Origin of the sequence: Mesorhizobium sp. M0983, assembly GCF_040318975.1 — a bacterium.
Classification (GTDB): domain Bacteria; phylum Pseudomonadota; class Alphaproteobacteria; order Rhizobiales; family Rhizobiaceae; genus Mesorhizobium.
The window spans coordinates 262210-286573 of sequence record NZ_JAMYNH010000006.1; the positions used below are offsets into that span (position 1 = coordinate 262210).

Below are 24364 nucleotides of genomic sequence, written 5' to 3' on the forward strand. Positions count from 1 at the left end.
CAAAGCTCCATATCTAGGATATGGGCTGGATTTTGCCGAAATCCATGAGAACGCTCATCAAACCGGCCTGGGTGCGGGGTGATGCTTCGCTCTGTCCTTCAGGCCCGAAGCAGCGCCAGATCTTCGGCGCTCAGATGGCGTGCCTTGCCCTTGGCAAGCTCGCCGAGCTGCAATTGGCCGATCGCAACGCGCACCAGGCGCAGCACCTCGATATCGTGGGCGCCGAGCAGCCTTCGGATATGGCGGTTGCGGCCCTCGTCGAGCACGATCTCCAGCCAAGCGGTGCTGGTGCCGCCGCGCAGCAGCTCGATCGACCGGGCCGTCAGCAAGTCGCCATCGACTGTCGCGCCGGCGCGCAACCGCGCCAGCATGGCCTCGTCGGGCAGGGCGCCGATCTGCACGTGATAGGTCTTGGCGACATGCGAGGCGGGGTCGAGCAGGCGCTGCGCGAAGCGCGTGTCGTTGGTCATCACGAGCAGGCCCTCGCTGGCCTTGTCGAGGCGGCCGACCGGCGAGACGAAGGGCAGGTCGAGGCTGGCCAGGCAATCATAGACGGTGCCGCGGTCCTGCGGGTCGTCGCGGGTGGTAACCAGTCCGCGCGGCTTGTTGAGCATCAGATAGACCTTGCGCTCGGCGGCGACGCGGCGGCCGTCGACCTCGATGCGGTCGCGGCCGGGATCGACGCGCATCGAGCCGTTGCGCACGATCTTGCCGGCGACCCGCACGCGCCCCTCGGCAACCAGAAGCTCGGCCTGCTTACGCGAGCACAGGCCAAGCTTCGACAGGGCGCGGCACAGGCTGACGCCGGGAGGCTGGGTCCCGGGGGTAGGGCGTTGCCGGGCAATGTTCGGTCGCGGCGACATGGCGTTGCCTGTGGATTCTTGTATACGAGCATCCCACTATAGCCGGCCGCCGGCTATGTCCACGGAAGGGAACTGCATGTCTTTTGCATCGTGCGCAGCGGCTGCGAGGACTTGTATGAAAACAGCCATTCTCCTTTGCCTGCTGCTCGCCTCTCTGCCGGCATCGCCGGCGCATGCCGGCTGGCAGGCAGTCGAGAAGGTCGAGACCTATGCCGTCTCAGGGCAATCCGGGCCGGAGCTCTATGCCTCGATCGGCGGGCGCGGGCCGCTGCTCGGCGAGCGCCGCGTCATCGCGCATACCAATTTCAAGCTGACCTGGGTGAGGGACTACCAGCCGCAAGGCGACGCCTGCGTGCTGGTGTCGGCGCGGCCGAAGCTGATCATCACCTACACCTTGCCGAAGCCGGCCGCGCGGCTGCCGGGCGCCATCCAGAAGAACTGGGAGGTTTTCGCAACCGGCCTCGCCGCCCACGAGAAGGTGCACGGCGCCAGCATCATCGACATGGTGCACAAGATCGAGGCGGCCACGATCGGCCTGACCGTCCCCGACGACCGCGGCTGCAGCAAGATCAGGACGGAAGTGACGAGACGGCTCGCCGGAATTTCGCAGGCACAGCGGCAGGCGAGCCGCGATTTCGACCGGGTCGAATTCGGCCCGGGCGGCAAGCTGCGGCAGCTTGTGTTCACGCTGATGACCGGGGGATGATGCTGCGGGGCGGCGCAGGGCACCATATCTGTCGGCCAAGCTCATGCCTGCTCGGTCGGATAGAGCGTCAGGATGTTGACGTTGACCCGTGGCGGCTGCGTCACCGCATACTGGATGGCGGCGGCGATGTCCTCGCTTTCCAGCTGCTCCATGTCGCCAAGCCTTAGCTCGACCGCCTGGCGCACATCGGCGCGCATATTCTGGGTGAACTCGGTCTTGACGGCGCCAGGCTCGATGCAGGTCACGCGGATGCCGTCCTTGCCGATCTCGCGGCGAAGCGATTCCGCCATCGCGCTTACCGCGTGCTTGGTGCCGGAATAGACCACCGAAGGGTGGATATAACGGCCGGTGCCGGAAGAAACGACGACGATGTGGCCGGCGCCTTGCCGTTGCATCGACGGCAGCGCCGCATGGATCGGATAAAGCAGGCCCAGAATGTTGACGTCGACCATCCGGCGGTATTCTTCCGGCGTCGTATTGCGGAACGGCGCGGCGACGCCGACGCCGGCAACCGCAAGCAGAATGTCGAGCCGGCCGTACTCCTGCAGGACCCGTTCGACCATCGCCGTGGCTTGCGCTTCGTCGGTGACGTCGACGGCAATCGGCAGCGCGGTGCTGCCGGTTCTCACGGATCCGCCTCGCCAGATCGTCCAGGCGCTCAGTGCGCCGCGCGGCAATCGCCAGCGTGGCGCCCTCGGCCGCCAGCGCCAAGGCGGTGGCCTCGCCGATGCCGGAGGAGGCGCCCGTCACCAAGGCGATCTTGCCGCTCAGTTTTCCTGTCTGCATCGTTTTCTCCTGACGCTTTGAACACGCCCTGAAGCTAGGGCGCAGACATTCTGGGAACAATGCTGGGAGTTCTTGGGCATGATACTCCGCAGCGCCGCATCCCGCGGAGTACCTCAAGGCATGCGGGACAGCGCCCTCCAGCAAGCCCATGTCTGCGCAATTTTCCTTGAGCGAACGAGCGGGGCTTGACGCGACTGGAGGTGTTGCGTCTTGATATGGGGCTGCGGGGCTTCGCATGAAAACAGCTGATCGACTATGTCTGCGGGTGGCTTGTTTGCATGCGACGCGCTTGCATGCAGCACCGCGATCCTCTGGCGACCGACCGGGCTGAGCGCAAGATGAAGGTCCTCGTCGTCTATTGCCATCCCTGCACCGACAGCTTCAACGGCGCCGTGCGCGATACGGTGCTGGAGACGCTTGCCGAAAGGGGGCATCAGGTCCACCTGCTCGATCTCCATGCGACCGGCTTCGATCCAGTCATGCGCACGCAGGAATGGCGCGGTTACCACGACAAGGCGGCGAACCTGCAACCGGTGCACGAACATGCGCAGGAGCTGATCTGGGCCGAGGCGGTCGTCTTCATTTACCCGACCTGGTGGTATGGCGTGCCGGCGATGCTGAAAGGCTGGCTGGAGCGTGTGCTGGTGCCGGGCTTCGCTTTCGAGATGCCGACCGCACGACGCGGTCCGCGGCCCAAATTGCGGCACATACGCCGGGTGGTGGCGATGACCACATGCGGTGCCACGCCGCTGATGTCGTGGATCATGGGACAGCCCGGCCGGCGAACCCTGCTGCGCGGCTTCCGCTCCGTCTGCCATCCGCTGTGCCGGACCAAATTCCTGGCGCTCTACCGGATGGACAGCGTCTCGGCCGCCGGACGCCAGGCGCATCTGCAGCGGGTCAGGAAAGCGGTTGCCGGTCTTGGCCGCGCTGATGCCATTGCCGCCACGGTGCCTGGCTGATTTGGTCGAGCGAGCCGCCGAGGGCTGCTGGCATCGCTTCGATGTGTCGGATACGATCAGTTGTACAAGTCGGCGCCGCCCCTCATCGCCCTGCCGGGCACTTCTCCCCGTATAGTGACGGGGAGAAGGGGCTGGCCGCAGCGTTGGCGTCGTTTCTGCACCGCCGATGTTTGGCGAAATCACCGATGACGAGGCCCCTCTCCCCGTCACTATACGGGGAGAGGATGCCGGCAGGCAGGTGAGGGGCAACGCAAACGATTAAAGGGCGAATTCAAAACTGAGAGATTGCCTTGGGTCGCTGGCAGAGGCGGGTTGACTCTCTTCGCCATTTCTGGAATCCTGGAATTATGGACAAGACACTCGCCCTTTCGGCGCTTGCCGCGCTCGGCCAGGAAACCCGGCTGGACGTTTTTCGCCTTTTGGTGCGGGCTGGAGCCGACGGCGTGCCGGCGGGCGAGATCGCTTCGCGGCTCGCCGCGTTCCCGAATACGATGTCGGCCCATCTCAAGATCCTGTCGCATGCCGGCCTGGTGCGAACCGAACGGGAGGGCCGCAGCGTGCGCTATTTCGCCGATATGACCGGCTTTCGCGATCTGCTGGCCTACCTGATGGAGGACTGCTGCAATGGCGCGCCGGAACTTTGCCAGCCTGTGATCCAGGCTGTGACCTGCAACTGCTAGAAGGGAGGTGCGCGATGAGCGAGCCATACAATGTTCTTTTTCTCTGCACCGGCAATTCGGCAAGGTCGATTCTCGCCGAGGCGATCCTGAACCGCGTCGGCGCAGGCAAGTTCAAGGCCTATTCGGCTGGATCGCATCCGAAGGGAGAGGTTCATCCCTATGCCCTTCAGCTTTTGAAAAGCCTCAACTACGACACGTCGTTCGCCCGTTCGAAAGACTGGCAAGAGTTTGCGGAGCCAAGTGCCCCAGAGATGAATTTCGTCTTCACGGTCTGCGACAATGCCGCCAACGAATCCTGTCCGGTCTGGCCCGGGCAACCGATGACGGCGCATTGGGGCGTACCTGATCCTGCAGCCGTCGAAGGCACCGAGGCGGAAAAGCATCTCGCCTTCGCCGAAGCCTACCGCATGCTCAACAACCGAATTTCGATCTTTGTCAGCCTGCCGATCAATGCGGTCGACAGACTTGCGCTGCAGAAGCGCCTCGACGAGATCGGCCGCAATCTGCCGAAGGCCGGCTGAGGTGGTTCAGCTTTCCCGGCGCCTTGTTGCCGAGGCCCTCGGCACGGCTCTGCTGGTCGCCACCGTGGTCGGTTCCGGCATCATGGCTGACAGGCTGAGCAACGATGTCGCCGTCTCGCTGCTCGGCAACACCTTGCCGACCGGGGCGATCCTGGTCGTGCTCATCACCATATTCGGGCCGATCTCCGGAGCGCACTTCAACCCGGCGGTGACGCTGGTGTTCGCGCTTCGGCGTGAAATCGAAACGAACGCAGCGCTGGCCTACGTCGCCGCCCAGATTGCCGGCGGCATCGCTGGAACGTTCCTGGCGCATGCAATGTTCGAATTGCCGATCCTGGAAGTGTCGGCGACGGTGCGGACCGGAGGCGGCCAATGGATTGCGGAGCTGGTCGCCGCCTTCGGGCTGGTCTTCACCATTCTTGCCGGCCTGCGTTCGCGCCCGGATTCTATCCCTTGGCTGGTTGGGCTCTATATCACCGCCGCCTATTGGTTCACCGCGTCGACATCCTTTGCCAATCCGGCCGTCGCCATCGCCCGCGCGTTCTCCAACACTTTTGCCGGGATCCGTCCCACCGATCTGCCGGGCTTCATCGCCGCCGAGCTTTTGGGCGCGTTGCTCGCCATGGCATTGGCAGGGTGGCTGCTCGCCCAACCGAAACCAGTCGGACAGATGAAAGCTGCGCAATGACCGTCACCATCTACCACAACCCCGATTGCGGCACCTCGCGCAACACGCTGGCCATCGTCAGGCAGTCCGGCGAGGAGCCGGAGGTGATCGAATATCTGAAAACCCCGCCGTCGCGCGAAAAGCTCGTCGAACTGATCGCAGCGATGGGCATGACGCCGCGCCAATTGCTGCGCGAAAAGGGCACGCCTTATGCCGAGCTTGGCCTGGGCGACCCGAAGTGGAGCGACGACGAGATCCTCGATTTCATGCTGGCGCATCCGATCCTGATCAACCGGCCGATCGTGGTGACGCCGCTCGGCACCATGCTCGCCCGACCCTCCGAAGCGGTGCTCGATATCCTGCCCAATCCGGATATCGGCCCCTTCACCAAGGAGGACGGCGAGGTCGTCGTCGACGCCAGCGGCAAGCGCGTCGCCTAGAGTATTTCGACATTTCTCGAAATTTGCTTTGACGCCACGACGTATCACGCCTATCTATTTCGATGAAACTCGAAATAAGAAAGCTTTGAAGCCATGAAACCAGTCGATCACGCAGGGTCCCTGCCAAACATAGATATGGAGCAACTCCCGGCAATCGATGCATCTGCGCTGTTCGATGTGGCCGCCTCGGCCCACAAGCCTCGGATCTTGATGCTCTACGGCTCCTTGCGGGAGCGTTCCTATTCCCGCATGGCCACTGAGGAAGCGGCACGTATCTTGACCTGGCTTGGCGCTGAAGTCCGTATCTTCAACCCTGCCGGTCTGCCGCTGCCGGATTCGGCGCCCGCCGATCACCCCAAGGTGAGAGAGCTGCGTGAGCTCTCGCTCTGGTCCGAAGGTCAGGTCTGGTGTTCGCCCGAACGTCACGGTTCAATGACCGGTATCATGAAATCGCAGATCGACTGGCTGCCATTGTCGTTGGGCTCGGTGCGTCCCACCCAGGGCCGGACGCTTGCCGTCATGCAGGTTTCCGGCGGCTCACAAAGCTTCAATGCCATCAACCAACTGCGTATCCTGGGCCGCTGGATGCGCATGTTTACGATCCCCAACCAATCGTCGGTGGCAAAGGCATTCAACGAATTCGATGCGGCCGGGCGCATGAAGCCCTCGCCCTACTACAACCGCATCGTCGACGTGATGGAGGAGCTGATGAAATTCACGCTTCTTCTGCGCGACCGGTCGGCCTATCTCACCAACCGATATTCCGAACGCGTCGAAAGCGCGGAAGAGCTTGCCAGACGGGTAAATCAGCGGTCGATTTGAGGCGGGCGGTTGGCGCAAACGAGACGGCGATTGTCGGGTTATTCGAGAATATTCGAAATAAGCTTTGACGTCGTGGGCTCTCGGAGCTAAGGTGTTTCCATGAAACTCGAAAAAGCAGCCTCGCAACTGGAAGCCCTCGGCAGCCCGACGCGGTTGCAGCTCTATCGGACGCTTGTGCGGGCGGGCGATGAAGGCCTGCCGGTCGGGCGCATCCAGGACAGGCTCGGCATCGCTGCCTCGACGCTGTCGCATCACCTCAAGCGGCTGGTCGACACCGGCCTGGTGACACAGGAGCGGCAGGCGACGACGCTGATCTGCCGGGCCAACTATCCCGCCATGAACGGGCTCATCGGATACCTCGCGGACGAATGTTGCGCCGACGCCACCTGTGCGCCGGCTTCGGTGGAAGCGACGGCCAAGACGGCGGCGTAATTTTTTGGCATTGTAATTCGAAACTACCGGAAGGACGGAAGATATGGAGATGATCGAAAGGCTTCCCGTCGCGGTGATCGGCGCCGGGCCGGTCGGCCTGGCGGCAGCGGTCCACCTCATCGCGCAAGGTATTCCTGTCAAAGTCTACGAAGCCGGCAATAGGGTTGCATCCAACCTCAGGGATTGGGGCCATGTCCGGGTGTTCACGCCTTGGCGCTATTGCGTCGATCAGGCGTCTAGAAGCCTGCTCGAGGCGCGTGGCTGGCGGATGCCGGAGCCTGAGGCATTCCCGACCGCGAACGACCTCGTCGCGGATTACCTCGAGCCGCTTGCAAAGCTTCCGCAATTGTCGCCGTCGATCGAAACCGGTGCCCGGGTCGTCGGCATCTCGCGCTGGGGCGCCGACAAGGTGCTGAGCAAGGAACGCGAAAACCGGCCGTTCATGCTGGTGATCGAAACCGCCAGTGGCACGCGGCGCGACAGCGCCCGCGCCGTCATCGATGCTTCGGGAACCTGGCAGATGCCGAACCCGCTCGGCGCCGGCGGAATTCATGCCGTAGGCGAAGCGCAATTTGCAGATCGCATCGCCTACGGCATCCCCGATATTCTCGACCGCGACCGCAGCCTTTATGCCGGCAAGACGACGCTGGTCGCCGGCTCCGGCCATTCAGCCGCCAACGCCTTGCTGGATCTCGCCAGGCTGGCGGATATGGAGCCCGGCACGGCCTTCATCTGGACAACGCGCGGCACCGACCTGGTGCGCATCTATGGCGGCGGCGATGCCGACCAATTGCCGGCACGCGGCGAACTCGGCGCCGAAGTGCGCGAACTCGCCGAGAGCGGCGGCCTCAGACTGGTGACGGGCTTTGCGGCTGTTTCGATCCGCGATGCCGACGGACGGCTGGTCGTCGAAGGCCAGACCAAGGACGGCTTGCAGCGGATTGGCCCGGTCGACCGCATCATCGCCGCGACCGGACAGCGCCCCGATCTGTCGCTGACCCGCGAGCTTCGGCTTGAGCTCGATCCGTGGCTGGAAAGCGTCAAGGCACTGGGACCGTTGATCGATCCCAACGGGCATTCCTGCGGCGACGTGCCGCCGCACGGCCATCGCGAGCTCAGCCATCCCGAGCATGGGTTCTATACGGTCGGCATCAAGAGCTATGGCCGCGCACCGACCTTCCTGCTGCTGACCGGGTATGAGCAGGTCCGCTCCGTCGCCGCGGCGATCGCCGGCGACATGGTGGCCGCCGACAATGTCCAGCTCGTGCTGCCGGAGACCGGCGTCTGCACCGTGCCGCGGATCGGCATTGCCGACACGGGCTGCTGCGGCGGTCCGGCGCCGGTAGCGGTGGATGCCTGCTGTGTCGCCGATGCCGAAGCAAAGGCGATCGGCAAAAGCGGCTGTGGCTGCGGCGTCGCGGAATGAGCCTTCTGGCGCCTTCGCCCACCATCCTGCGCAGCCGCGGCGCAATCATCACCGCGCTTGGCCTGACGCAGATCATGGCGTGGGGATCTTCCTACTATCTTCCAGCGGTCATTGCGCCGGCGGTCTCCTCCGATACCGGCTGGCCGCTGGCATGGGTTGTCGGCGGCCTGTCTCTCGGCTTGCTCACGGCAGGATTGATCTCGCCGCGCGTCGGGTCGTCGATCGAGCGGCATGGCGGCCGCAGCGTTCTGGCGTTCAGCGCCGTATGCATCGGGCTCGGCCAGATCGGGCTGGCTCTCGCCCCTAATCTTGCGGCCTATATCGCAGCCTGGCTGGGCATCGGACTGGGCATGGGGGCTGGGCTCTACGATGCCGCTTTCGCGACGCTTGGGCGCCACTACGGCCACGGCGCGCGCTCCGCCATTACCACGCTGACGCTGTTCGGCGGTTTTGCCAGTACGATCTGCTGGCCGATTTCGGCCTGGCTTCTTGGGGAGGTCGGCTGGCGCGGCACCTGCCTGGCCTACGCTGTCTTTCAGCTGGTGATTGCGCTTCCGCTCTATCTCGTGATCCTGCCCCGCGAGGCGCCGCAACCGGCAGTCGGGCCAGGATTGCCGGTCGGGCCAGGATTGAAAGAGGTGACGCCGGCCGGCGAAGGCAATCCCGATCCGTCGATCATCATCGTTCTAGCCGCCACCCTTACGCTTGCGGCGGTGATCTCCTCGACGGTGTCGGTGCATCTGCTCACCATCCTGCAAGGCAGCGGCATGGCGCTGGCCGCGGCCGTCGGGCTCGGCGCGCTGGTCGGCCCGTCCCAGGTGGCGGCGCGCGCGATCGAGATGACCATCGCGCGCTACCACCATCCGATCCTGACCAAGTTCGCCTCGGTTACGTTTGTGGCGATCGGCGTTTCGGCGCTCTGGGCCGGCATGCCAATCATCCCGCTGGCGCTCGGCTTCTATGGCGCGGGCATCGGCCTGGAATCCATCGCGCGGGGGACGTTGCCGCTCGCGCTGTTCGGCTCGAACGGCTACGCGAAGCTGATGGGCCGCCTCGCCATGCCGAGCCTGATCGCCCAGGCGGCGGCACCCTCGGCCGGCGCATTGCTGCTGGAGCGCTTCGGCCCGCATGGGACGTTGGCCGCGCTTTCTGGTCTGGCGCTGGCCAACGTCATCCTCGCATGCGGCCTGGGCTGGCGGATGCTCCGCTGGCGGCAATCGCAGGTTCAAACCCGATAGGATTTCGACCCGCGTTCAGCGCCTCAACTGGAGAGCGGGAGATCTTCCAAGGGATCGACAAGGAAGGACGCGGCGATCAGATCGTCCGAGTCGAGGCGCAATGAGCCTTCGGCGCCGCCCATGATGGCGGCAACCTTTTGAAACGTCTTGATTTCGTGCTCGGTAATCTGGGCAGTTTGCATTCTGGATTTGAGGTCAGCGACGCGCAGCCCCAAACTGTGGGACATTCCGATTTTACGGTTCGACATGGTAAGATGCTCCTCCCCGGCCCATGTTTGTTTTGCCACCCGCCCTTATTCGCATTTCCTCCGCCTGCCTAAATATGAGGCAGCGCGAATACAGCGCCCGAACGCCCGATGCAAGGGAAGGTTCCGGTGCGCAGCGGTCACGAAATAATAATACGAAGGAAGCACGGCCGATGGTCCGGCCGGAGGTAGGACTTAGGTACGATGCCCCGCCGGACAGAGGGCTCCGGTGGCTTATCGGCTGGCGAGGACCATGCGGTTGCCTTCGCTGTCGCGAAACTCCGCCACCGTGCGCCCCGGCTGCCACGGCGCCTCATGCGGATCGGTGATGATTTCGACGCCGCCCGCCTTCAACGCCGCGCTCATTGCCCCGACATTTTCGTCGACCAGCACCAATACGGGCTCCGCGCCGGGGGCGTCGTCGGCGCGCCTGATGAAATGCAGGTTCGTCACGGCATGCGGAAATGCCAGCTCGATCCAGCGCCAGCCGCCATCGCCCATCTTCTGGTCGGCCAGGACCTGACAGGCGAGATGCCTGGTGTAGAACGCCTTGGCGCGGTCCTGGTCGAATACCGGAAGCTCGGCAAACTGGATATGCATGATCGTCGCTCCTGCTTGATGGCTGCCGCGCAGCCGCCCACGCGGGAAAGACGATGCGGGCAACCGAAAAGATTCTTCCACAAGGAGAATCTTTTCAGCGCAGCCGGTCGTCCTTCGTTCATACCAACCAGTCAGGAGACGACAATGGACTACGCGCTCATTCGATACGGTGTGAACCAAGCCGACCTGGAAGATAACCGCGCGCTGGTCGAAAAAGTGTTCGAAGCGCTGGGCGAGGCGGCACCGCCGACGGTGCGCTATCTCGTGCTCGAGCTGGACGACGGCTCGTTCGTCCACATCGTCGGCCAGAACGGCGATTCGTCGGCGCTGACCGGGCTTGCCGCCTTCGAGGCATTTGCGGAAAACCACGCCGAACGCCGTTCGACCCCGGCAATGCGATCGCCTGTCAAAGTCATCGGCAATTACCGTATGCTGGCGGATCAGGAAGCCGGGTAGCGCCTGCCATGCCGCTCGCGCAGAAACGGGATGCTACGCCGAAAATGAACAGGGCGACGTTGGAGGCGATGCTCGTCGGGTTGCGGCCAAGGCTGCATCGCTACTGCGCGCGCATGGCCGGCTCGGTGATCGACGGCGAGGACATCGTCCAGGAGATGCTGATCAACGCGCTGCAGGCGATCGACGGCGGTGCGATGGTCGAACGGCCGGAGCAATGGCTGTTTCGCATCGCCCACAATGCCGCGCAGGATCATCTGCGGCGGCGCAATCGGGAAAGGTCGCGCATGACCGAGGCCGACATGAGCGTCATCGAGGATCCCTCCGGCAGCGCCGACAGCCGGCTCGCCGCCCAGACCGGCCTGCGCTCCTTCATGCAGCTTTCGGTGCCGCAGCGCAGCGCCGTGATCCTGGTCGACGTGCTCGGCCTCAGCCTGCATGAGACCTGCGAGGTGACCGGCGCGACGCTCGCCGCCACCAAGGCCGCGCTGCATCGCGGGCGGGCGCAGCTCAAGCTGCTGGCGCTGCAGCCCGAGCAGGCGCTCGCGCCGAGGCTCGACGCCGATGACGAGCGCCGGCTGCTGCGCTATGTCGACCTGTTCAACGCGCGCGACTTCGACGCGGTCAGGGCACTGATCGCAGAGGACGTCCGGCTCGATGTCGTCAACCGCGTCCGCCTGCGCGGCAAGGCCCAGGCGTCGACCTATTTCGGCAATTACGATCGTATCAGCGACTGGACATTGTCGCTCGGCTTCGTCGACGGCAGGCCGGCGATCCTCATCCGCGACCCGCAAGCGGCCGACGGCGCCGTGCGCGGCTTCGTGCTGGTTGAATGGGCGGGCGAGGAGGTCATCCAGATCCGCGACTTCCGCTATGCGCCCTGGTGCCTGGTCGACGCGGAGATCAGGGCCGTGGAGAGGTGAGCAGAAGGCTGGAAATGGTGCGGAAATGGCGCGCGAAGGCGACATGGCCAAGGTTGCGCCACCGGACAAGTCTGCCATCGCCTCGATCACTAAGCTGAAGGGCTCCGCCCCCGATTTCGGGGACCGGTATCGTCGCGAAGAGGATCTACGGCCTACACCCGTCATGCTCGATATAGAGCGGTGCCAGCTTTCGGATCAGGCAGCCTCCTCCTGGGTGACCCAAACGCAAATTGTCACACGGCAGCAAGTTCTTAGACTGGTTCCGGTTCTCTGGAACCGGTAACCCGCTCTAACTATCTGTTTTGCCGCATTTATGCGGACGCCAAATGATTCCATTTGGCTGCAAAATGCGCTAGCCGATACGCACGCGGCGCGTCACCTGGCCATTGCTTTCCCAGTATGTGTGTTTCTTGGCAATCAAGGGATCGTCCATCGCCGGTTGAATTTGTCCCGTGGTGCTGACCGCGCGCGAGGTCACCGTGTGTTCTCCAGGAGAGGGATTTGCCCAATCCAGGGACCAAATTTTCCAGGCGTGTTCTGCCTCCTCACGGTGGTCAATGGTCGCTGGTGCCCAAGGCCCCTGATCGATTTGCACTTCGACCCGTTCGATCGGCGCCCCCCAGCCTGCTCCAATGATGGAGTAATCTGAATCTTTCCGGGTAACCTTCGCGGGCGCGGACTTTATCAGCGCTCGCCCGACCGAAGTCTCGGCCCATACGGTCTCGCCGTTGTGGTCCTCCTCCCGGATGGTGACATAGTCACGGGCCATCAGAAGGCTCATGAACCGCGTATCGCGAACCTCGATGCGCTTTAGCCACTTGACGTTGGCGATCCCGTACCAGCCTGGAGCAATGAGCCGTACCGGGAAGCCGTTGGCCGCCGGCAAGGCGGCTCCATTCATTTCATAGCAGAGGAGATTGTCGGGGTTCATCGCGTCGGCGAGCGACATGCTACGAGCGAAGTTCTGCTGCATCTTGACGTCGCGTATCGGGACCTCGCCTGTGTCGGTACCGAAAAAGACGACCTCGATGCCCTTCTCCAGAACACCGGCTTCCTCGAGGATCGGGGCGAGCGGCGTCCCTGCCCAACGGGCATTGCCGATGCCGCCGGTGAAAAAGGGAAATCCGTGGTTGCCCGAGCATTCCACTGTGAAAACGACCTCCTGCCGCGGTCGCGCCCTGATGTCGGCGAGCGTTAACTCCAAGGGCTTCTTGACCAAGCCTCCGATCTCCATCGACCATGTCTTCTCGTCGATCGTTGGTCGGTTGAAATGCGAGATGCTGAAGAACTTGTCGTTTGGCGTTATCCAGCTATCCAAATCCTCCCAGACAAGCTGTTTCTGGATACCCACCGGATCGGGATTTTTGGTCGGCTGATCCAGCCACGGAATAACTTCCTCGCTCGGCCGTGTTGGAAAAGCGTAAGCCCGACGCGAGGTATAGAGAGCAGCAATTGCGGCAAGAGCCGCGCTTCCTTGAACAAGAAGTTCTCTGCGCTGAAAATCAGGCATGTTGTTTACCTCCCAGTTGATCCGGAACGGGCTGCAACGTGCCTTAGGCCGTAGCCTGATCACGGATAGGCGACACAATGTGAGGTCTGCCCATCCGGAAGTATCCGGATAGGTCAGACAATCACCGACGCAAGTCAGGCATGTGAAGCGTTGGACGAAACTCTGGCTCGCGTTTCGCATGCCAAGAGTGCGCCTTTGAGAAGGAAGTGTCCACAACTTGGACGGGACATGATGATGATTGCGGCATTCCATGCCGATTTCCGGTCCTGCCAAATCCTTGCTGCTCGGATCGCTGCCGAACGCCCCTTCTGGGTCATTTCCGGACCTTGGCGGGTTGCGCTCGGAAACGCTTGTTTCGACCCACGTCTGCCGTTCCGATATCGCCCCGCCATCTCCGGGGGGTATGTTCACCCAAATTCGACAAGAAACCGCATTGGCCTGCCGCCTCTTGTCGCGATCACTCTTGGCGCCACAGGATGGCGGCACGGCCGGCGCAGGTGTATGATGATGGTCTAATACTTCGCATCAGGGAGGACAGCATGACGTCTTGGGAAATCAAGGGACGGGAACTCGTCAATTGCACCTGCGAATATGGCTGCAACTGTCAATTCAATGCGCTGCCCGACAAAGGCCATTGCCATGCGGTGGCGGGCATCCAGATTGACGAAGGTCATCATGGCGAAACCGCTCTCGACGGCCTGCGGATCGCCGCGATCTTCAAATGGCCTGGCGCGATCCACGAAGGCAATGGCGAAGCCATCGCTTTCGTCGACGAGAATGCAACCGACCGGCAGCGTGACGCGCTGCTGCGCATCATGACCGGCCAGGACACCGACCCGTTCGCGACGATGTTCGCCGTCTACGCCTCAACCGTGACAAAAATGAATGAGCCGGTTTTCACCAAGATCGATCTCGACCTCGATATCGACGGCCGCAGGGGCCGCATCTTCGTCAAGGACTACATCGAAACGGTCGGCGAACCGATTCGCAACAAGGTGACGGGCGCGGACTCGCGCGCTCAGATCGTGTTGCCGAACGGCTTCGAATATGCGGTCGCCGAGATCGGCAGCGCTTCAAGCACAACCAGCGGGCCGGTTCAGGTGAATATGAAGGACAGTTACGGCCAGTTCGCCCGGCTGCATCTCAACAATCACGGGGTGGTGCGAGCCTGACGCGCCGCATGGACGGTGGGTCGCCACTGGAACGGCTGCTCAGACGCGACCGCGTCATCACGATTGCGGGCGTGGCGGCGCTGGGAGATGACGAGGGTCGCGCTATTCCCCCACCAGCAAACCGCCGACATGACCTCCGATATGTCTGGCATGGACATGCCCGGCATGGACATGAGCGCAATGGCCACGGCGACGGAACCGCGGGTCTGGGGGGCGGCGAACTGGGCGCTGATGATCGCCATGTGGTGGGTCATGATGATCGCCATGATGTCTCCGAGCGCGGCGCCGACTGTCCTGCTCTATGCGCGCGTGCATCGCCATGCGCTCGCACAAGGGCAGATCCAGGACAAGCTCGCGCCCACCGGCGTATTTATGGCAGGCTACCTCCTGGTCTGGCTGGGGTTCTCCGTCGCGGCAGCTGCGTTGCATTGGCTGCTCGAACGCGAGGCGGTCGTTACCGCGGCGATGATGAGTTCGCAGAGCCGCTGGCTTTCGGGCATCGTCCTGATCGCCGCGGGCCTGTATCAGCTCTCGCCGCTCAAGAACGCCTGCCTGTCGCATTGCAGGGCACCAACAGCATTCCTTTCCCGACACTGGCGTCCCCACGCGCTTGGCGCGCTGCGTTTGGGCGCACTGCACGGGGCGTTTTGTGTCGGATGCTGCTGGATGCTGATGGCGTTGTTGTTCGTGGGTGGCATAATGAATCTGGTGTGGGTTGCCGGGCTCGCTATTCTGGTGCTGGTTGAAAAGGTGTTTCCTGTCGGCCAGTGGGTTGGCCGGGCGGCCGGCATCGCCCTGATCGCCTGGGGCAGCGCAACGCTTTTGGTCTGACGACCAGGGCCGCCTCGAATGTCGCATTTGCAGGAAACGATCGCTCCTGGCGCCAAGTGCACCGCCCCAGCCAGGCCGGCTCACAACGCGTCGGGGCGGACCGGCGGTGACGTCAAGCTTACGCAGGCATTCAGGCGTCAAGGAACTTTGAATCCTGGCGTCCGTTTATCCGAATGTCGGGTATGAAGGGCTCCGCCATGAATGTCGGCGACGAAAGGACTGTATCCGTTTGGGCGAGAACCGAAGTCGCGCCTGATGCGGTTCCGCTCGAGCGGAGTGAACAGGTCGATGTCGTGGTCGTCGGATCTGGCATTGTCGGACTGTCGGTCGCCTACGAACTGGCCATCGCCGGGCAAAAGGTGGCGGTGCTCGATCGCGGCCGGATCGGAAGCGGCATGACGGCCCGCACCACCGCGCACCTGTCATCGATCTGCGATGACTATTTTTCGGAACTGATCAAATTGCGCGGCGAGGAACTGGCGCGGATTTACTATCAAAGCCAGTCGGCCGCTATTGACCGTATCCAATCGATCCTGGAGGCGGAGGGTATGGCGTGTGATTTCCGCCGCCTCGACGGTTTTCTGTTTCCGGCGTCGGGCAGGAAGGAATCCGTCATCGAGCGCGAACTGGACGCCGCTCTGAAGATCGGGGTCGACGTCGAGAAAACCGCAGGCGTGCCGTTTGCAGGCTTTTCGGATGCACCGATCCTTCGCTACGCCAATCAGGCGACATTCCACCCGCTCAAATATCTCCGCGGGCTGGCTGCCGGCATCCGCGCGCACGGCGGCGCGCTTTATGCGGAGACCATCGTCGATAAGGTCGAGGAGACCGACGGCGGCGTGCGCGTAAGCACGGTCTCGGGCTTTGCCGTGTCTGCCAGGTCGGCCGTTGTCGCCACCAACTCGCCGATCAACGATCGGGTCGCGCTCCATACCAAGCAGGCGCCGTATCGGACCTACGCCATGTCGTTCGAGATCGCGCGCGACGTTTTGCCGGATGCACTCTATTGGGACACGCTGGACCCCTATCACTACGTCCGTCTGCAGCCTGGCGAAGGCAAGACCGACTTTCTGATCGTCGGTGGTGAAGACCATAAGACAGGGCAGGCCGACGACGCCGACCACCGCTTCACGGCCCTGGCGGCCTGGATCAAAAAATTGGTGCCCGATCTCGGCGCGGAAGCCAATCGATGGTCCGGGCAGGTGATGGAGACGGTCGACTATGCCGGGTTCATCGGCCGCAATCCCGGTGATCGGCGAGTCTTCGTTGCTACCGGCGATTCCGGCCAGGGCATCACCCATGGGGTCGTGGCAGGCCTGTTGATTTCGGACCTGATTCTGAAGGGGGAAAGCCCCTGGCGGGAACTTTACGAACCCTCTCGCAAGACGGTACGGGCGATCGCCGATTATCTAGCGGAGAATGCGACAGCGATCAGGAGTTTTGCCGAGTATGTCGCGCCTGGTGAAATCGATTCCGCCGACAAGCTGCGGCCGGGGCAGGGCGCCATCGTCCGCGAAGGTCTTACCAAAGTCGCGGCCTTTCGCGACGAGGACGGCACGCTCTACAAACGCTCGGCCGCATGTACCCATGTCGGCTGCCATGTCCATTGGAACTCGCTGGAACGCTGCTGGGACTGCCCCTGCCACGGCTCGCATTTTGCCGTCGATGGCACGGCTTTGAACGGGCCGGCCGTATCGCCCCTGGCTCCTGCCGGATAATCTTTTTTCGCCCCGGCCGCGCAGCTCACAATTCCTTTTCGGCGAGCTCGCGAAACGCGTCGGGAACGGACCGCGACAGTCCGAGCGCGACCGAGGCGTAGCCGACCGCCTCCCAGCCGAAGCGGTCGCGGATCTTGTCGACGGCGCGATCTGCGGTCCAGCGCGCCGCGCCCTTCCTGGTGCCGGGGCGGCAGCGGTCGAGCCCGAGCGGCAGTTCCAGTTGCAGGCCGGCATGCTGCTCCAGATGCGAGACAGCGATCGCCAGCAGCGAGATTGTCTTTTCGTGCGGATGGTCGATGAGCACCTTGCGCACCAGCGCCTCGGCGATCTCGGCCAGCATGGCGGTTGCCGATATCGGCTGGTCGAGCGTGATCGAGCGCGTCACCGAGCGCAGGTCGGCAAAGCGGACGCGAACCGTCACCGTGCGGCCGGGGCGGGATTTCGCCCGCAATCTTGTGGCGACCCTATCGGCCAGATGCAGCAGCGCAGGCACGAAGACCTGCTCCTCGGCCGGTTTTCGGCCGAGCGCCGATTGCGCGCCGGCCGAGCGCGCCCGGCGCTGCGTCTCCAGCTTGCGCGGATCGCGGTTTCCACGCCAGCGCGTTGAGTTTTTCTCCCGCCGCCGGCCCGAGCAGGCGCTCCAGCGCGCCATCGTTGGTCTTCGCCAGCTCGCCGATGGTGTTGACGCCGATGCCGGCCAGCCGCTCCCTGGTGACCGGGCCGACACCCCACATCAGCTCGACCGGCAGGTGGTGCAGGAACTCCAGCTCGTGGCGCGGATCGACCACCACCCGCCCGTCGGGTTTTGCGACCTGTGAGGCGATCTTGGCCAGATGCTTGGTGCGGGCTACGCCGACCGAGATCGGCAGGCCGAGCTCTGCCCGCACGCGGTGGCGGATCTTGCCGGCGATCTCGGCCGGCGAGCCGAACAGGTGGGTGCAGCCGGCGACGTCGGCAAAGGCCTCGTCGATGGAAATTCGCTCGACCACCGGCGTGAAATCGCCCAGCACCTTGATTGCCGCATCGCCCAGCCGCTGATAGTCCTTGAAATGGCCGCCGACGAAAATGAGTTGCGGGCAGAGTTCCCGCGCCCGCCGTCCCGGCATGCCGCCGCGCACGCCGAACGCCTTGGCTTCATAGGATGCGGCGAGCACTACCCCGCCGCCGACGGCAATCGGCTTGCCGCGCAAGGCTGGGTCGAGCAGTTGTTCGACCGAGGCATAGAAGGCATCCAGATCCGCGTGGAGGATGTTGGCTTCCATCCGGCCCGTTCGCCCGCGGCGGTTCGAACGCCGCCTTGTCTAGAGTTTTGATGAGAACATAAAGAGAACATTGTGGGCGGATTGTCAAGCGGCGCGGAGGGCAGGTGAAGGGCAATTGTTTCAGTTTGGCGCCCTCTGTCTGCCTGCGTTCCAGCGTTGGTGGTTGGCGAAAGTCGAAGCAACATCCAATCTCCCCCCTTGCGGGGGAGATGTCCGGCAGGACAGAGGGGGGTGGGACGGATCGCCAACTTCGACTTCAGTTGTTGCCAACTCGAATCAGCCTGAGGGTTTGGCTCCGATTGGTTGACAGGTCGGAGGGACAGCACCCCCCTCTGCCCTGCCGGGCATCTCCCCCGCAAGGGGGGAGATCGGCAGCTTCGCCGACGGCGCCTGCTGCAGCGACCTACAGCGCCATCTTGTAGCCGAGATGGCTGGCGGTGAAACCGAGGCGCTCGTAGAAGGTGTGCGCTTCCCGTCGACTGTTGTCCGTGGTGAGCTGAATGAGGCTGCAGCCGCGCGAACGGCACGCTTCAATCGCCCATTCGATCATCAGCTTGCCGACGCCGCGAGAGCGCCATTGCCGGGCGACGCGAACGCCTTCGATCTGGCCGCGCCAGGCACCCTTCCTGGAGATACCCGGAAGGAAGGTGAGTTGCAGGGTCCCGACCACTTGCTCGCCCTCGACGGCCACGGCCAGCAACTGGTTGGGATCGGCATCGATCGCGCTGAAGGCATCGAGATAGGATGGCGCGAGCGGCGTGGACGGGTCTTCCCGGTCTGCGCCGAGCGCATCGTCGGCAAGCATTGCAACGATCGCCGGCAGGTCGGGCGCCTGGGCACGACGGAATTCGATCTCGCTCATCGCGCGGAGACATACGGCGCAGTGTTGGCGATCGCAATATCCGTTTTGACTGCAAGGGGGGCGCGCGTCTTCAGGCGGCCTCCAACGCCCAGAGGCGATAGCCGTAGCGGCGGAAGAAGCGGGCGAAGAGGCGCTGCTGCCTGGCGCGGGCGAGGTCGGCGCTGCGCCTTTCCTGTCGCCAGTGCGGCATGTTGCGGAACATCGACAGGAAGCGGGCGGCGTCCTCGATCGCCTCCTCGGCCGACTGCGCCGGGCGGATCGCCGCCAGGAACAAAGCGCGGCTCGGCTTCATCCGGTCGATCGCCGCCTTGCGCTGGCGATGGCCCTGGCGCGCCGTGCGGATGCCGTCCTGGCGGATGGCCGCGAAGGCGGCAAGCATGGCCGGGCTGTCGCCGGCATAACCGCAGGCCTGGGCGAACTGGGCGAGGTCCATCGTCACTCCCTTGCATTCGGTGGACGGAGCGGCCGCGGCTGCGCCGATTCCAGCTTGCATGGTATAGAAGCATAACTCAAATAAATGAACAAAAACTTTCACGTTGGTGTAAGCGGAACCGACTCGACTCCGCCTCGAAAACCGATAATGTGAACAAAGCAGGAACAACGATGGGGATGGCCATGGCATTAGCGGGCAAGGAAGCGACGATCGCCGATGTCGTCTCGATTGCCGTCGAGTGCATCGATTGCGGCCGCAACAGGTGGTGGAAGCCGGCCGAGCTCAAGCGGCATGGGGTGAGGCCGGAGACACCGCTATCAGCACTTTCCGGGCGCCTGATCTGCAAGGCCTGCCGGGCCGACGGCCTGCCGGGCGCCGCCGTTTCGATCCAGGCTGCCTTCATCGACGACCGGCAGCGAGCCCGCGCCGAGGCGCGCCTGCTCAACGGTCGAGAGCTGGAGCAATCGAGGCGGGCTTGAGGGGGAGGGCGTGCTGCTCTTCCCTTCTCCCCTTGTGGGAGAAGGTGGCCGAGCGAAGATCGGTCGGATGAGGGGTGTTGGACGGATCGCTACCTTGATGGCGTAAGTGCTTAAAATGGCGTCTACATTTCCTCCGCCGCGTTCCTTCCAGCACCCTCATCCGGCTCGGCGCTGTGCGCCGATCCACCTTCTCCCACAAGGGGAGAAGGCAACAAGCGCCCGTCAATACCCCAGCAGTTCCTTGAGCGGGATGACGCGGAAGACGTTCTTGATGGCGTAGCGGTTGAAGGTCAGCGTCTTGGGCGGATTGTATTGCTCGACGATCAGCTCGGCGGCGGTGCGCTTGACCAGCTTCTTGATGAAGGCCTTGCCGTTTTGCTCGTTCTCCTCGGGCAGCGTCTCGATCACCACATGGTCGCCGGGCACGGCCTCGCGGCCGCCGCAATAGATCATCTCGCCGGGCTCGTAGCGCGGCACCATCGAATCGCTCAGCACGTGCAGCGCAAACACGTTGCGCAGATGCCGGATCCCCGGCGGCCGCTGGACATAGCCGGCCGGCTGGCCGTTGAAGGTGAAGTCGCCATCGTCGCCGCCGACGGCGGTGCCGAGAAGCTGGATGTCCATCGGCCCGGCGGGCAGGGGGCCGGGATCGGTGACGATCTCGGCATCGGCGACCGGCCCGGCATCTTCGAGGAAGACGACCTCGCCCTTGCCGAGCGCCACCGGGTCGACGCGCAGGAAGGCGGCGGTCTTCAAAAGGTTCTCGGTCTTGGGCAGGTTGCGCCCGGTTTCCCAATTGCCGACGGCAGCGACGTCGGTGTCGTTGTGCTCGGCAATGTGGCGCATCACCAGGCCGCGCTGCTTGCGCGCCCGGCGGATCGCCGCCCCGACCTTGATCGACAGTGCAGTTTTCACCATGGCTCCATCTGAGGCACAAGATTCGGTTTCGTCTATGCAAGAATCGCTTGCATTATGTCTTAAGTTATGCTCTTATGTGGCCATGCACAAGTCGCTCCGCCAGCTTTCGGTCCTCGAATCCGCCCCCCAGCGCCAAGGAGGCGGCCGCGGTAGTCATGTGCCAACCTTTTCCCCTTCGTCCTGGCTGTCCTCCTCCCCGGCCGGGACGATGCCCGAGGCTCGCGCCTCGGATCCGGCAGCGCAAGCGGCCGGAACGGCCGGAGCCGTTCCCCTCACGGCTCCGGCCACGAATTGCCTGCCGGCCGGCAATGCGGATGCCGCGGTTTCCTGCATCCGCACCGAAGACGGCACGGTCATCGCCTTCGACAAGCGGGCGGCCAAGGCAGTCTCCGGCGCAACAAGGCAGGCGGCCGGGATGAAGCTCGATCGTAGCAGGCCACGCGAGGGCTGACCGGCTTTCGAGCCTGAGGCCGGCGAAGCCGGCGCCACACAACCACCTTTGCAGGGAATAAAACGTCATGGCCGCCCGCTATTCCCCCTCCGAATTGGAACAAATCGAGAACTGGCTGATGAGTGGGCTGTCGGCCGCGAAGATCGCCGCCCGGCTGAGTGCGCAGCGCGGCCGCCCGGCCTCGCGCGCGGCGATCATCGGCATCGTCCACCGCACCGCCCGTCTGCACGCCATCGGCCTTGCCAGATCCAAGGGCTGGCGTAGCGGACGGTCGGGCGGCCGGCATGGAAAATCGGCGCCAGAGCCGTCGAACCCTGCCGGCCAGGCAGGGGCAGTACCGGCCGAGCATCACTGCCGCCCGGCAAGGCTGTCGGCCAGGCTGGCGCCGCCGGCCTGGCAGCCGGGTCCGGTTCGGATCACGGGGTCCGATGGCGAGCCGCTCGAAATGCCGGCGCCGCGCCCGATCGCCGCCGGCGGCCGCCAGCCGCACTTCGTCGCCATGCGCTTCATCGATTGCCTGTTCGACCGCTGCCGCGCGCCGCTCGACACGACGCCGCAGGAGGATGCGGGAAACGACGCCCCCGGCAGCCGCCCCGGTTTGGACATGCTGTGCTGCGGGCTGCGCACAAGGCCTTCGAAAAGCTACTGCGCCTATCACGCGGCGCGCTTCCTGCGCACGCTGCCGGCCAAAGCTATTTGAGCCCCGCTGGATACGGAAATTCGCCAGAGCCCGACGACAGACCAGGAGGACAGAGCCGATGAGCAACAAAACCGCCCAAAAGACCAAAGCCAGGCTACCGCGATTGCCGAAGGGCGAGGCCGAGCAGGTGCGCATCCGCAAGGAGATCGGCCATGATTTCGCGCTGCAGGACGACCGGTTCGGCCGCAAGCGGCTGGCCAAGGGAACGCAGGAGGCGGCGCGCCTCTATGAGGTTTCCAATGACGGCCACACCGTGACCGGCGGCATCGTGCGGGTGCGCAATGTCGACCCGCTGACCGGCCTCACCTCATTGTCGCGCCAGCAGCGCGAGGCAGGCATGCGCTACCGCCAGGATTTCCGCAACTCGTCGGAGGCAAGCGCCAAGCCGATGGCCTGGGCCGAGCGCGTCGACGGCGGCCGCACTGGCAGCGGTGTCGCCGATCACATCCTGTCCGCCGGCCGCGACCATGCCGAGGCCACGAGGGCGCTTGCCCATTGGGAGATCGCCGGCATCGTGCAAAAGGTCTGCTGTGCCGACGCAACGGTGAAGAGCCTGGCCGAACAGGCCGGCGAGCCGCGCGACGTGGTGGTGAAACTACTCAAGATCGGGCTCGACATTTTGGCCGTGCACTACGGCATGATGCTGATGCGCAAGCCGCGGTGAGGAGGTCCACCGATCCGGCCGGCACTGCCGGCCGGATCGATCCGTCAACGACGGCAGACACGGATTCGTTCGATAACCCGGTGGTGATGACGCCAGTGCTTGACGACTTCCGTGTGGCAGCGCCGGTGATACCGGTAGCGTGGCCTGTAGTCCTCGTCATAGACGTCATAGCGGTAACGGGGGACGTACTCATCGTCGTAATCGGAATACCGATGATGGCGATAATAATAGTCGTCGTCATAGCCGTTGCCGATGCCGATCGTGACACTACCGCCGGCATTGGCCGGGCCGATCACGGAAGCCGCCGAGGCGATGGCGATCACCGAGGCAAGCAGGAGCTTCTTCATAGCTACCTCCTTCTTTAACGTCCCTCTAATAGAAAAACCCCCGAGGGGCAGGCTCGTTCCACAAATTTGCAAGATGCCACGAACCGAGAGCCCCAAATTAGCGCCGGCGGGGGCGAAAACGCGTCTGGCTGTGCGCCAGGGTGGGGCCGCCGACGCAAGCCCCGAGCGGGTTGTGGTCCGCGCCCTATGTATCCCGTCAAACAGCGACAAATTGGCCAGCGCCAGTCCCGTCACCTTGCCGATCTACAGAACATGGCCCAGTTCCAGCAAAACGAAGGCGGTCGCACCCAGCACAGCGAGGGCGTAGGCCGCATAAAGAACAAGCAGCATCACCTCAAAGTCCCGGACGAAACTTGCGGCAATCCTGGTCTCCTGAGGTTCCGCTTTCTCGATGCTGTCGGTTTCCAGCTGCTCCGTTGCCACGACGAGGCAGACGATCCTGTCGTTTTCGGCCGCCTGTAATATTCGTTCGGTCAAATCGACGGCAATCACTGGATCATCGGCCAACTGATCTCGCGATAGCCAGCTTTCAGTGACAGTCTGGATTTCACGCTTTTTCACGCATGCATAATTGCGCCAACTAAATTAGGTTCCACTAAAATACATGGAATGCGTCGACCGGATCGCGATGTGATGAGGCGTGGCCCTCCTGGGCGGCGAACTGCCGCCTGAGGCCCGCATTTGCCGACCGTCGAGGCGAATCTCGATCCGCATCCTCCGATCAAAGGGCGCCGGCTTCTTCATAGGCTGCTACGGTGCGCCATTGCTGGTAGGTCGCAATGCCAAAGCAGCCAAACTCTCATATCGCGAACGCAGCGCCGACGTCTTCAGTGCCGACCGGTTATGACGAAGATCGCATGCTTACTTACATCAGGCTGCTCGACGCGTCGGCTGAAGGGACCGATTGGCGTGAGGTCGCCCGCATCGTTCTGCACATTGATCCGGAGCAGGAGCCGGACAGGGCTTTCCGGGCGTGGGCGACACATCTGGCGCGTGCACGATGGATAACCAGGAAGCGGAACGAGTTGCGCCAATTGCATGATGAGTGGTGGGGATGAGCACCATCTAAGCGGAACTGCCGTCCCGGTCTGGCCGTTGAGGGAGGAGGCCAACATGGAAAAGCGCCCAATGACTTCTTGGCGAGCCAATACTTTCGAGCTGTGCTGCCTTCTTGCAGTTCCGCTGTCGCTTATCCTTACCGTTTTCCTCGCGGGTCTCATCCTTAGCTGACCCCGGGATGGTTGCCGTGTCGG

General features: G+C 63.7%; 33 protein-coding genes and 1 pseudogene. 21 read left to right on the forward strand and 13 right to left on the reverse strand.

Annotated elements, in window-relative coordinates:
- Positions 1-98: 98 nt before the first annotated feature.
- Positions 99-863: a pseudouridine synthase gene (locus tag NKH71_RS14330; RefSeq protein ID WP_352788188.1), complete on the reverse strand. Its 765-nt coding sequence runs from the start codon at positions 861-863 to the stop codon at positions 99-101.
- Positions 864-978: 115 nt separating this feature from the next.
- Here NKH71_RS14330 and NKH71_RS14335 point away from each other — a divergent pair, with 115 nt between their 5' ends.
- Complete coding sequence (locus tag NKH71_RS14335) at positions 979-1569, forward strand: DUF922 domain-containing Zn-dependent protease (protein WP_352788191.1); 591 nt, start codon at positions 979-981, stop codon at positions 1567-1569.
- A 41-nt stretch (positions 1570-1610) separates the two neighbouring features.
- On the opposite strand, the pseudogene NKH71_RS14340 reads toward NKH71_RS14335, so the two are convergent.
- Positions 1611-2280, reverse strand: a pseudogene (locus NKH71_RS14340) (SDR family oxidoreductase).
- Here NKH71_RS14340 and NKH71_RS14345 point away from each other — a divergent pair.
- The 10 genes from NKH71_RS14345 to NKH71_RS14390 all read left to right on the forward strand — a co-directional run bounded on the left by NKH71_RS14345 (position 2231) and on the right by NKH71_RS14390 (position 9543).
- Complete coding sequence (locus NKH71_RS14345) at positions 2231-2368, forward strand: hypothetical protein (RefSeq protein ID WP_352895140.1); 138 nt, start codon at positions 2231-2233, stop codon at positions 2366-2368. The pseudogene NKH71_RS14340 and the gene NKH71_RS14345 overlap by 50 nt on opposite strands.
- Before the next feature lie 280 nt (positions 2369-2648).
- Positions 2649-3317: an NAD(P)H-dependent oxidoreductase gene (locus tag NKH71_RS14350; protein ID WP_352494409.1), complete on the forward strand. Its 669-nt coding sequence runs from the start codon at positions 2649-2651 to the stop codon at positions 3315-3317.
- 347 nt (positions 3318-3664) lie between these two features.
- Positions 3665-3997, forward strand: a complete 333-nt coding sequence (locus NKH71_RS14355) for an ArsR/SmtB family transcription factor (protein WP_352640967.1) — start codon at positions 3665-3667, stop codon at positions 3995-3997.
- A 14-nt stretch (positions 3998-4011) separates the two neighbouring features.
- Positions 4012-4518: an arsenate reductase ArsC gene (locus NKH71_RS14360; RefSeq protein WP_352788193.1), complete on the forward strand. Its 507-nt coding sequence runs from the start codon at positions 4012-4014 to the stop codon at positions 4516-4518.
- A 1-nt stretch (position 4519) separates the two neighbouring features.
- Positions 4520-5206: an aquaporin gene (locus tag NKH71_RS14365; protein ID WP_352494407.1), complete on the forward strand. Its 687-nt coding sequence runs from the start codon at positions 4520-4522 to the stop codon at positions 5204-5206.
- Positions 5203-5625 (forward strand): arsenate reductase (glutaredoxin), encoded by a 423-nt coding sequence (gene arsC / locus NKH71_RS14370; RefSeq protein WP_352788196.1) that lies wholly within the window; start codon positions 5203-5205, stop codon positions 5623-5625. The genes NKH71_RS14365 and arsC overlap by 4 nt, the downstream gene beginning before the upstream one ends.
- Before the next feature lie 93 nt (positions 5626-5718).
- On the forward strand, positions 5719-6447 hold the full coding sequence (arsH, locus tag NKH71_RS14375; RefSeq protein WP_502896916.1) for an arsenical resistance protein ArsH: 729 nt from the start codon (positions 5719-5721) through the stop codon (positions 6445-6447).
- Positions 6448-6546: 99 nt separating this feature from the next.
- Positions 6547-6879, forward strand: coding sequence for an ArsR/SmtB family transcription factor (locus NKH71_RS14380; RefSeq protein ID WP_352788199.1), 333 nt, complete (start codon positions 6547-6549; stop codon positions 6877-6879).
- Positions 6880-6922: 43 nt separating this feature from the next.
- The gene (locus NKH71_RS14385) at positions 6923-8305 is read left to right on the forward strand and encodes an FAD-dependent oxidoreductase (protein WP_502900370.1); all 1383 of its coding nucleotides are present in this window, start codon (positions 6923-6925) and stop codon (positions 8303-8305) included.
- Complete coding sequence (locus NKH71_RS14390; protein ID WP_352481661.1) at positions 8302-9543, forward strand: MFS transporter; 1242 nt, start codon at positions 8302-8304, stop codon at positions 9541-9543. The genes NKH71_RS14385 and NKH71_RS14390 overlap by 4 nt, the downstream gene beginning before the upstream one ends.
- Positions 9544-9566: 23 nt before the next feature.
- Here the strand turns inward: NKH71_RS14390 and NKH71_RS14395 are convergent, their stop codons facing one another.
- Positions 9567-9791 carry a hypothetical protein gene (locus NKH71_RS14395; RefSeq protein ID WP_352640959.1) on the reverse strand — a complete coding sequence of 75 codons (225 nt, stop codon included), beginning with the start codon at positions 9789-9791 and terminating at the stop codon, positions 9567-9569.
- 231 nt (positions 9792-10022) lie between these two features.
- Positions 10023-10388, reverse strand: coding sequence for a VOC family protein (locus tag NKH71_RS14400; protein WP_023722928.1), 366 nt, complete (start codon positions 10386-10388; stop codon positions 10023-10025).
- A 144-nt stretch (positions 10389-10532) separates the two neighbouring features.
- Between NKH71_RS14400 and NKH71_RS14405 the strand changes: the two genes are divergently transcribed.
- Both NKH71_RS14405 and NKH71_RS14410 read left to right on the forward strand, forming a co-directional pair.
- Entirely contained in the window at positions 10533-10844 is a 312-nt protein-coding gene (locus tag NKH71_RS14405) for a hypothetical protein (RefSeq protein WP_352895127.1), read from the forward strand.
- Positions 10845-10888: 44 nt separating this feature from the next.
- Entirely contained in the window at positions 10889-11764 is an 876-nt protein-coding gene (locus NKH71_RS14410; RefSeq protein ID WP_352895128.1) for a sigma-70 family RNA polymerase sigma factor, read from the forward strand.
- 352 nt (positions 11765-12116) lie between these two features.
- Here the strand turns inward: NKH71_RS14410 and NKH71_RS14415 are convergent, their stop codons facing one another.
- Positions 12117-13274, reverse strand: coding sequence for a sulfite oxidase (locus tag NKH71_RS14415; protein ID WP_352895129.1), 1158 nt, complete (start codon positions 13272-13274; stop codon positions 12117-12119).
- Between the two features lie 539 nt (positions 13275-13813).
- On the opposite strand from NKH71_RS14415, the gene NKH71_RS14420 reads away from it, so the two are divergent.
- Entirely contained in the window at positions 13814-14446 is a 633-nt protein-coding gene (locus NKH71_RS14420) for a DUF1326 domain-containing protein (protein ID WP_352481656.1), read from the forward strand.
- On the opposite strand, the gene NKH71_RS14425 is transcribed toward NKH71_RS14420, so the two are convergent.
- Positions 14425-14712 carry a hypothetical protein gene (locus NKH71_RS14425; protein WP_352895130.1) on the reverse strand — a complete coding sequence of 96 codons (288 nt, stop codon included), beginning with the start codon at positions 14710-14712 and terminating at the stop codon, positions 14425-14427. The two genes, NKH71_RS14420 and NKH71_RS14425, sit on opposite strands and share 22 nt — an antisense overlap.
- Here NKH71_RS14425 and NKH71_RS14430 point away from each other — a divergent pair.
- Positions 14699-15277 (forward strand): DUF2182 domain-containing protein, encoded by a 579-nt coding sequence (locus tag NKH71_RS14430; RefSeq protein ID WP_352895131.1) that lies wholly within the window; start codon positions 14699-14701, stop codon positions 15275-15277. The genes NKH71_RS14425 and NKH71_RS14430 overlap by 14 nt on opposite strands.
- A gap of 197 nt (positions 15278-15474) precedes the next feature.
- Complete coding sequence (locus tag NKH71_RS14435; protein ID WP_352481713.1) at positions 15475-16995, forward strand: FAD-dependent oxidoreductase; 1521 nt, start codon at positions 15475-15477, stop codon at positions 16993-16995.
- A 25-nt stretch (positions 16996-17020) separates the two neighbouring features.
- Here the strand turns inward: NKH71_RS14435 and NKH71_RS14440 are convergent, their stop codons facing one another.
- The 4 genes from NKH71_RS14440 to NKH71_RS14455 all read right to left on the reverse strand — a co-directional run bounded on the left by NKH71_RS14440 (position 17021) and on the right by NKH71_RS14455 (position 19552).
- Entirely contained in the window at positions 17021-17488 is a 468-nt protein-coding gene (locus tag NKH71_RS14440; protein WP_352895132.1) for a DinB/UmuC family translesion DNA polymerase, read from the reverse strand.
- Entirely contained in the window at positions 17460-18257 is a 798-nt protein-coding gene (locus tag NKH71_RS14445) for a Y-family DNA polymerase (RefSeq protein ID WP_352895133.1), read from the reverse strand. Before NKH71_RS14445 ends, NKH71_RS14440 begins: the two co-directional genes overlap by 29 nt.
- A 403-nt stretch (positions 18258-18660) precedes the next feature.
- A complete protein-coding gene (locus NKH71_RS14450; protein ID WP_352895134.1) occupies positions 18661-19119 on the reverse strand; it encodes a GNAT family N-acetyltransferase in 459 nt (152 codons plus the stop codon).
- A 70-nt stretch (positions 19120-19189) separates the two neighbouring features.
- Positions 19190-19552: a hypothetical protein gene (locus NKH71_RS14455; RefSeq protein WP_031195368.1), complete on the reverse strand. Its 363-nt coding sequence runs from the start codon at positions 19550-19552 to the stop codon at positions 19190-19192.
- Between the two features lie 182 nt (positions 19553-19734).
- Here NKH71_RS14455 and NKH71_RS14460 point away from each other — a divergent pair, with 182 nt between their 5' ends.
- Positions 19735-20031, forward strand: a complete 297-nt coding sequence (locus NKH71_RS14460) for a hypothetical protein (protein WP_031195369.1) — start codon at positions 19735-19737, stop codon at positions 20029-20031.
- Positions 20032-20253: 222 nt separating this feature from the next.
- On the opposite strand, the gene NKH71_RS14465 is transcribed toward NKH71_RS14460, so the two are convergent.
- The gene (locus NKH71_RS14465; protein WP_023722940.1) at positions 20254-20949 is read right to left on the reverse strand and encodes an XRE family transcriptional regulator; all 696 of its coding nucleotides are present in this window, start codon (positions 20947-20949) and stop codon (positions 20254-20256) included.
- A gap of 208 nt (positions 20950-21157) precedes the next feature.
- Here NKH71_RS14465 and NKH71_RS14470 point away from each other — a divergent pair, with 208 nt between their 5' ends.
- The 3 genes from NKH71_RS14470 (at position 21158) to NKH71_RS14480 (ending at position 22764) form a co-directional block, all read left to right on the forward strand.
- Positions 21158-21400 (forward strand): hypothetical protein, encoded by a 243-nt coding sequence (locus tag NKH71_RS14470; RefSeq protein ID WP_352895135.1) that lies wholly within the window; start codon positions 21158-21160, stop codon positions 21398-21400.
- Positions 21401-21467: 67 nt separating this feature from the next.
- Entirely contained in the window at positions 21468-22100 is a 633-nt protein-coding gene (locus tag NKH71_RS14475; RefSeq protein ID WP_352592743.1) for a GcrA cell cycle regulator, read from the forward strand.
- Between the two features lie 58 nt (positions 22101-22158).
- On the forward strand, positions 22159-22764 hold the full coding sequence (locus NKH71_RS14480; RefSeq protein WP_352895136.1) for a DUF6456 domain-containing protein: 606 nt from the start codon (positions 22159-22161) through the stop codon (positions 22762-22764).
- Between the two features lie 44 nt (positions 22765-22808).
- On the opposite strand, the gene NKH71_RS14485 is transcribed toward NKH71_RS14480, so the two are convergent.
- A complete protein-coding gene (locus NKH71_RS14485; RefSeq protein WP_352457316.1) occupies positions 22809-23111 on the reverse strand; it encodes a hypothetical protein in 303 nt (100 codons plus the stop codon).
- 243 nt (positions 23112-23354) lie between these two features.
- On the reverse strand, positions 23355-23672 hold the full coding sequence (locus NKH71_RS14490) for a hypothetical protein (protein ID WP_352481649.1): 318 nt from the start codon (positions 23670-23672) through the stop codon (positions 23355-23357).
- A gap of 296 nt (positions 23673-23968) precedes the next feature.
- Here NKH71_RS14490 and NKH71_RS14495 point away from each other — a divergent pair, with 296 nt between their 5' ends.
- Positions 23969-24169, forward strand: coding sequence for a hypothetical protein (locus NKH71_RS14495; protein WP_023722946.1), 201 nt, complete (start codon positions 23969-23971; stop codon positions 24167-24169).
- The last annotated feature ends 195 nt before the right edge of the window (positions 24170-24364 follow it).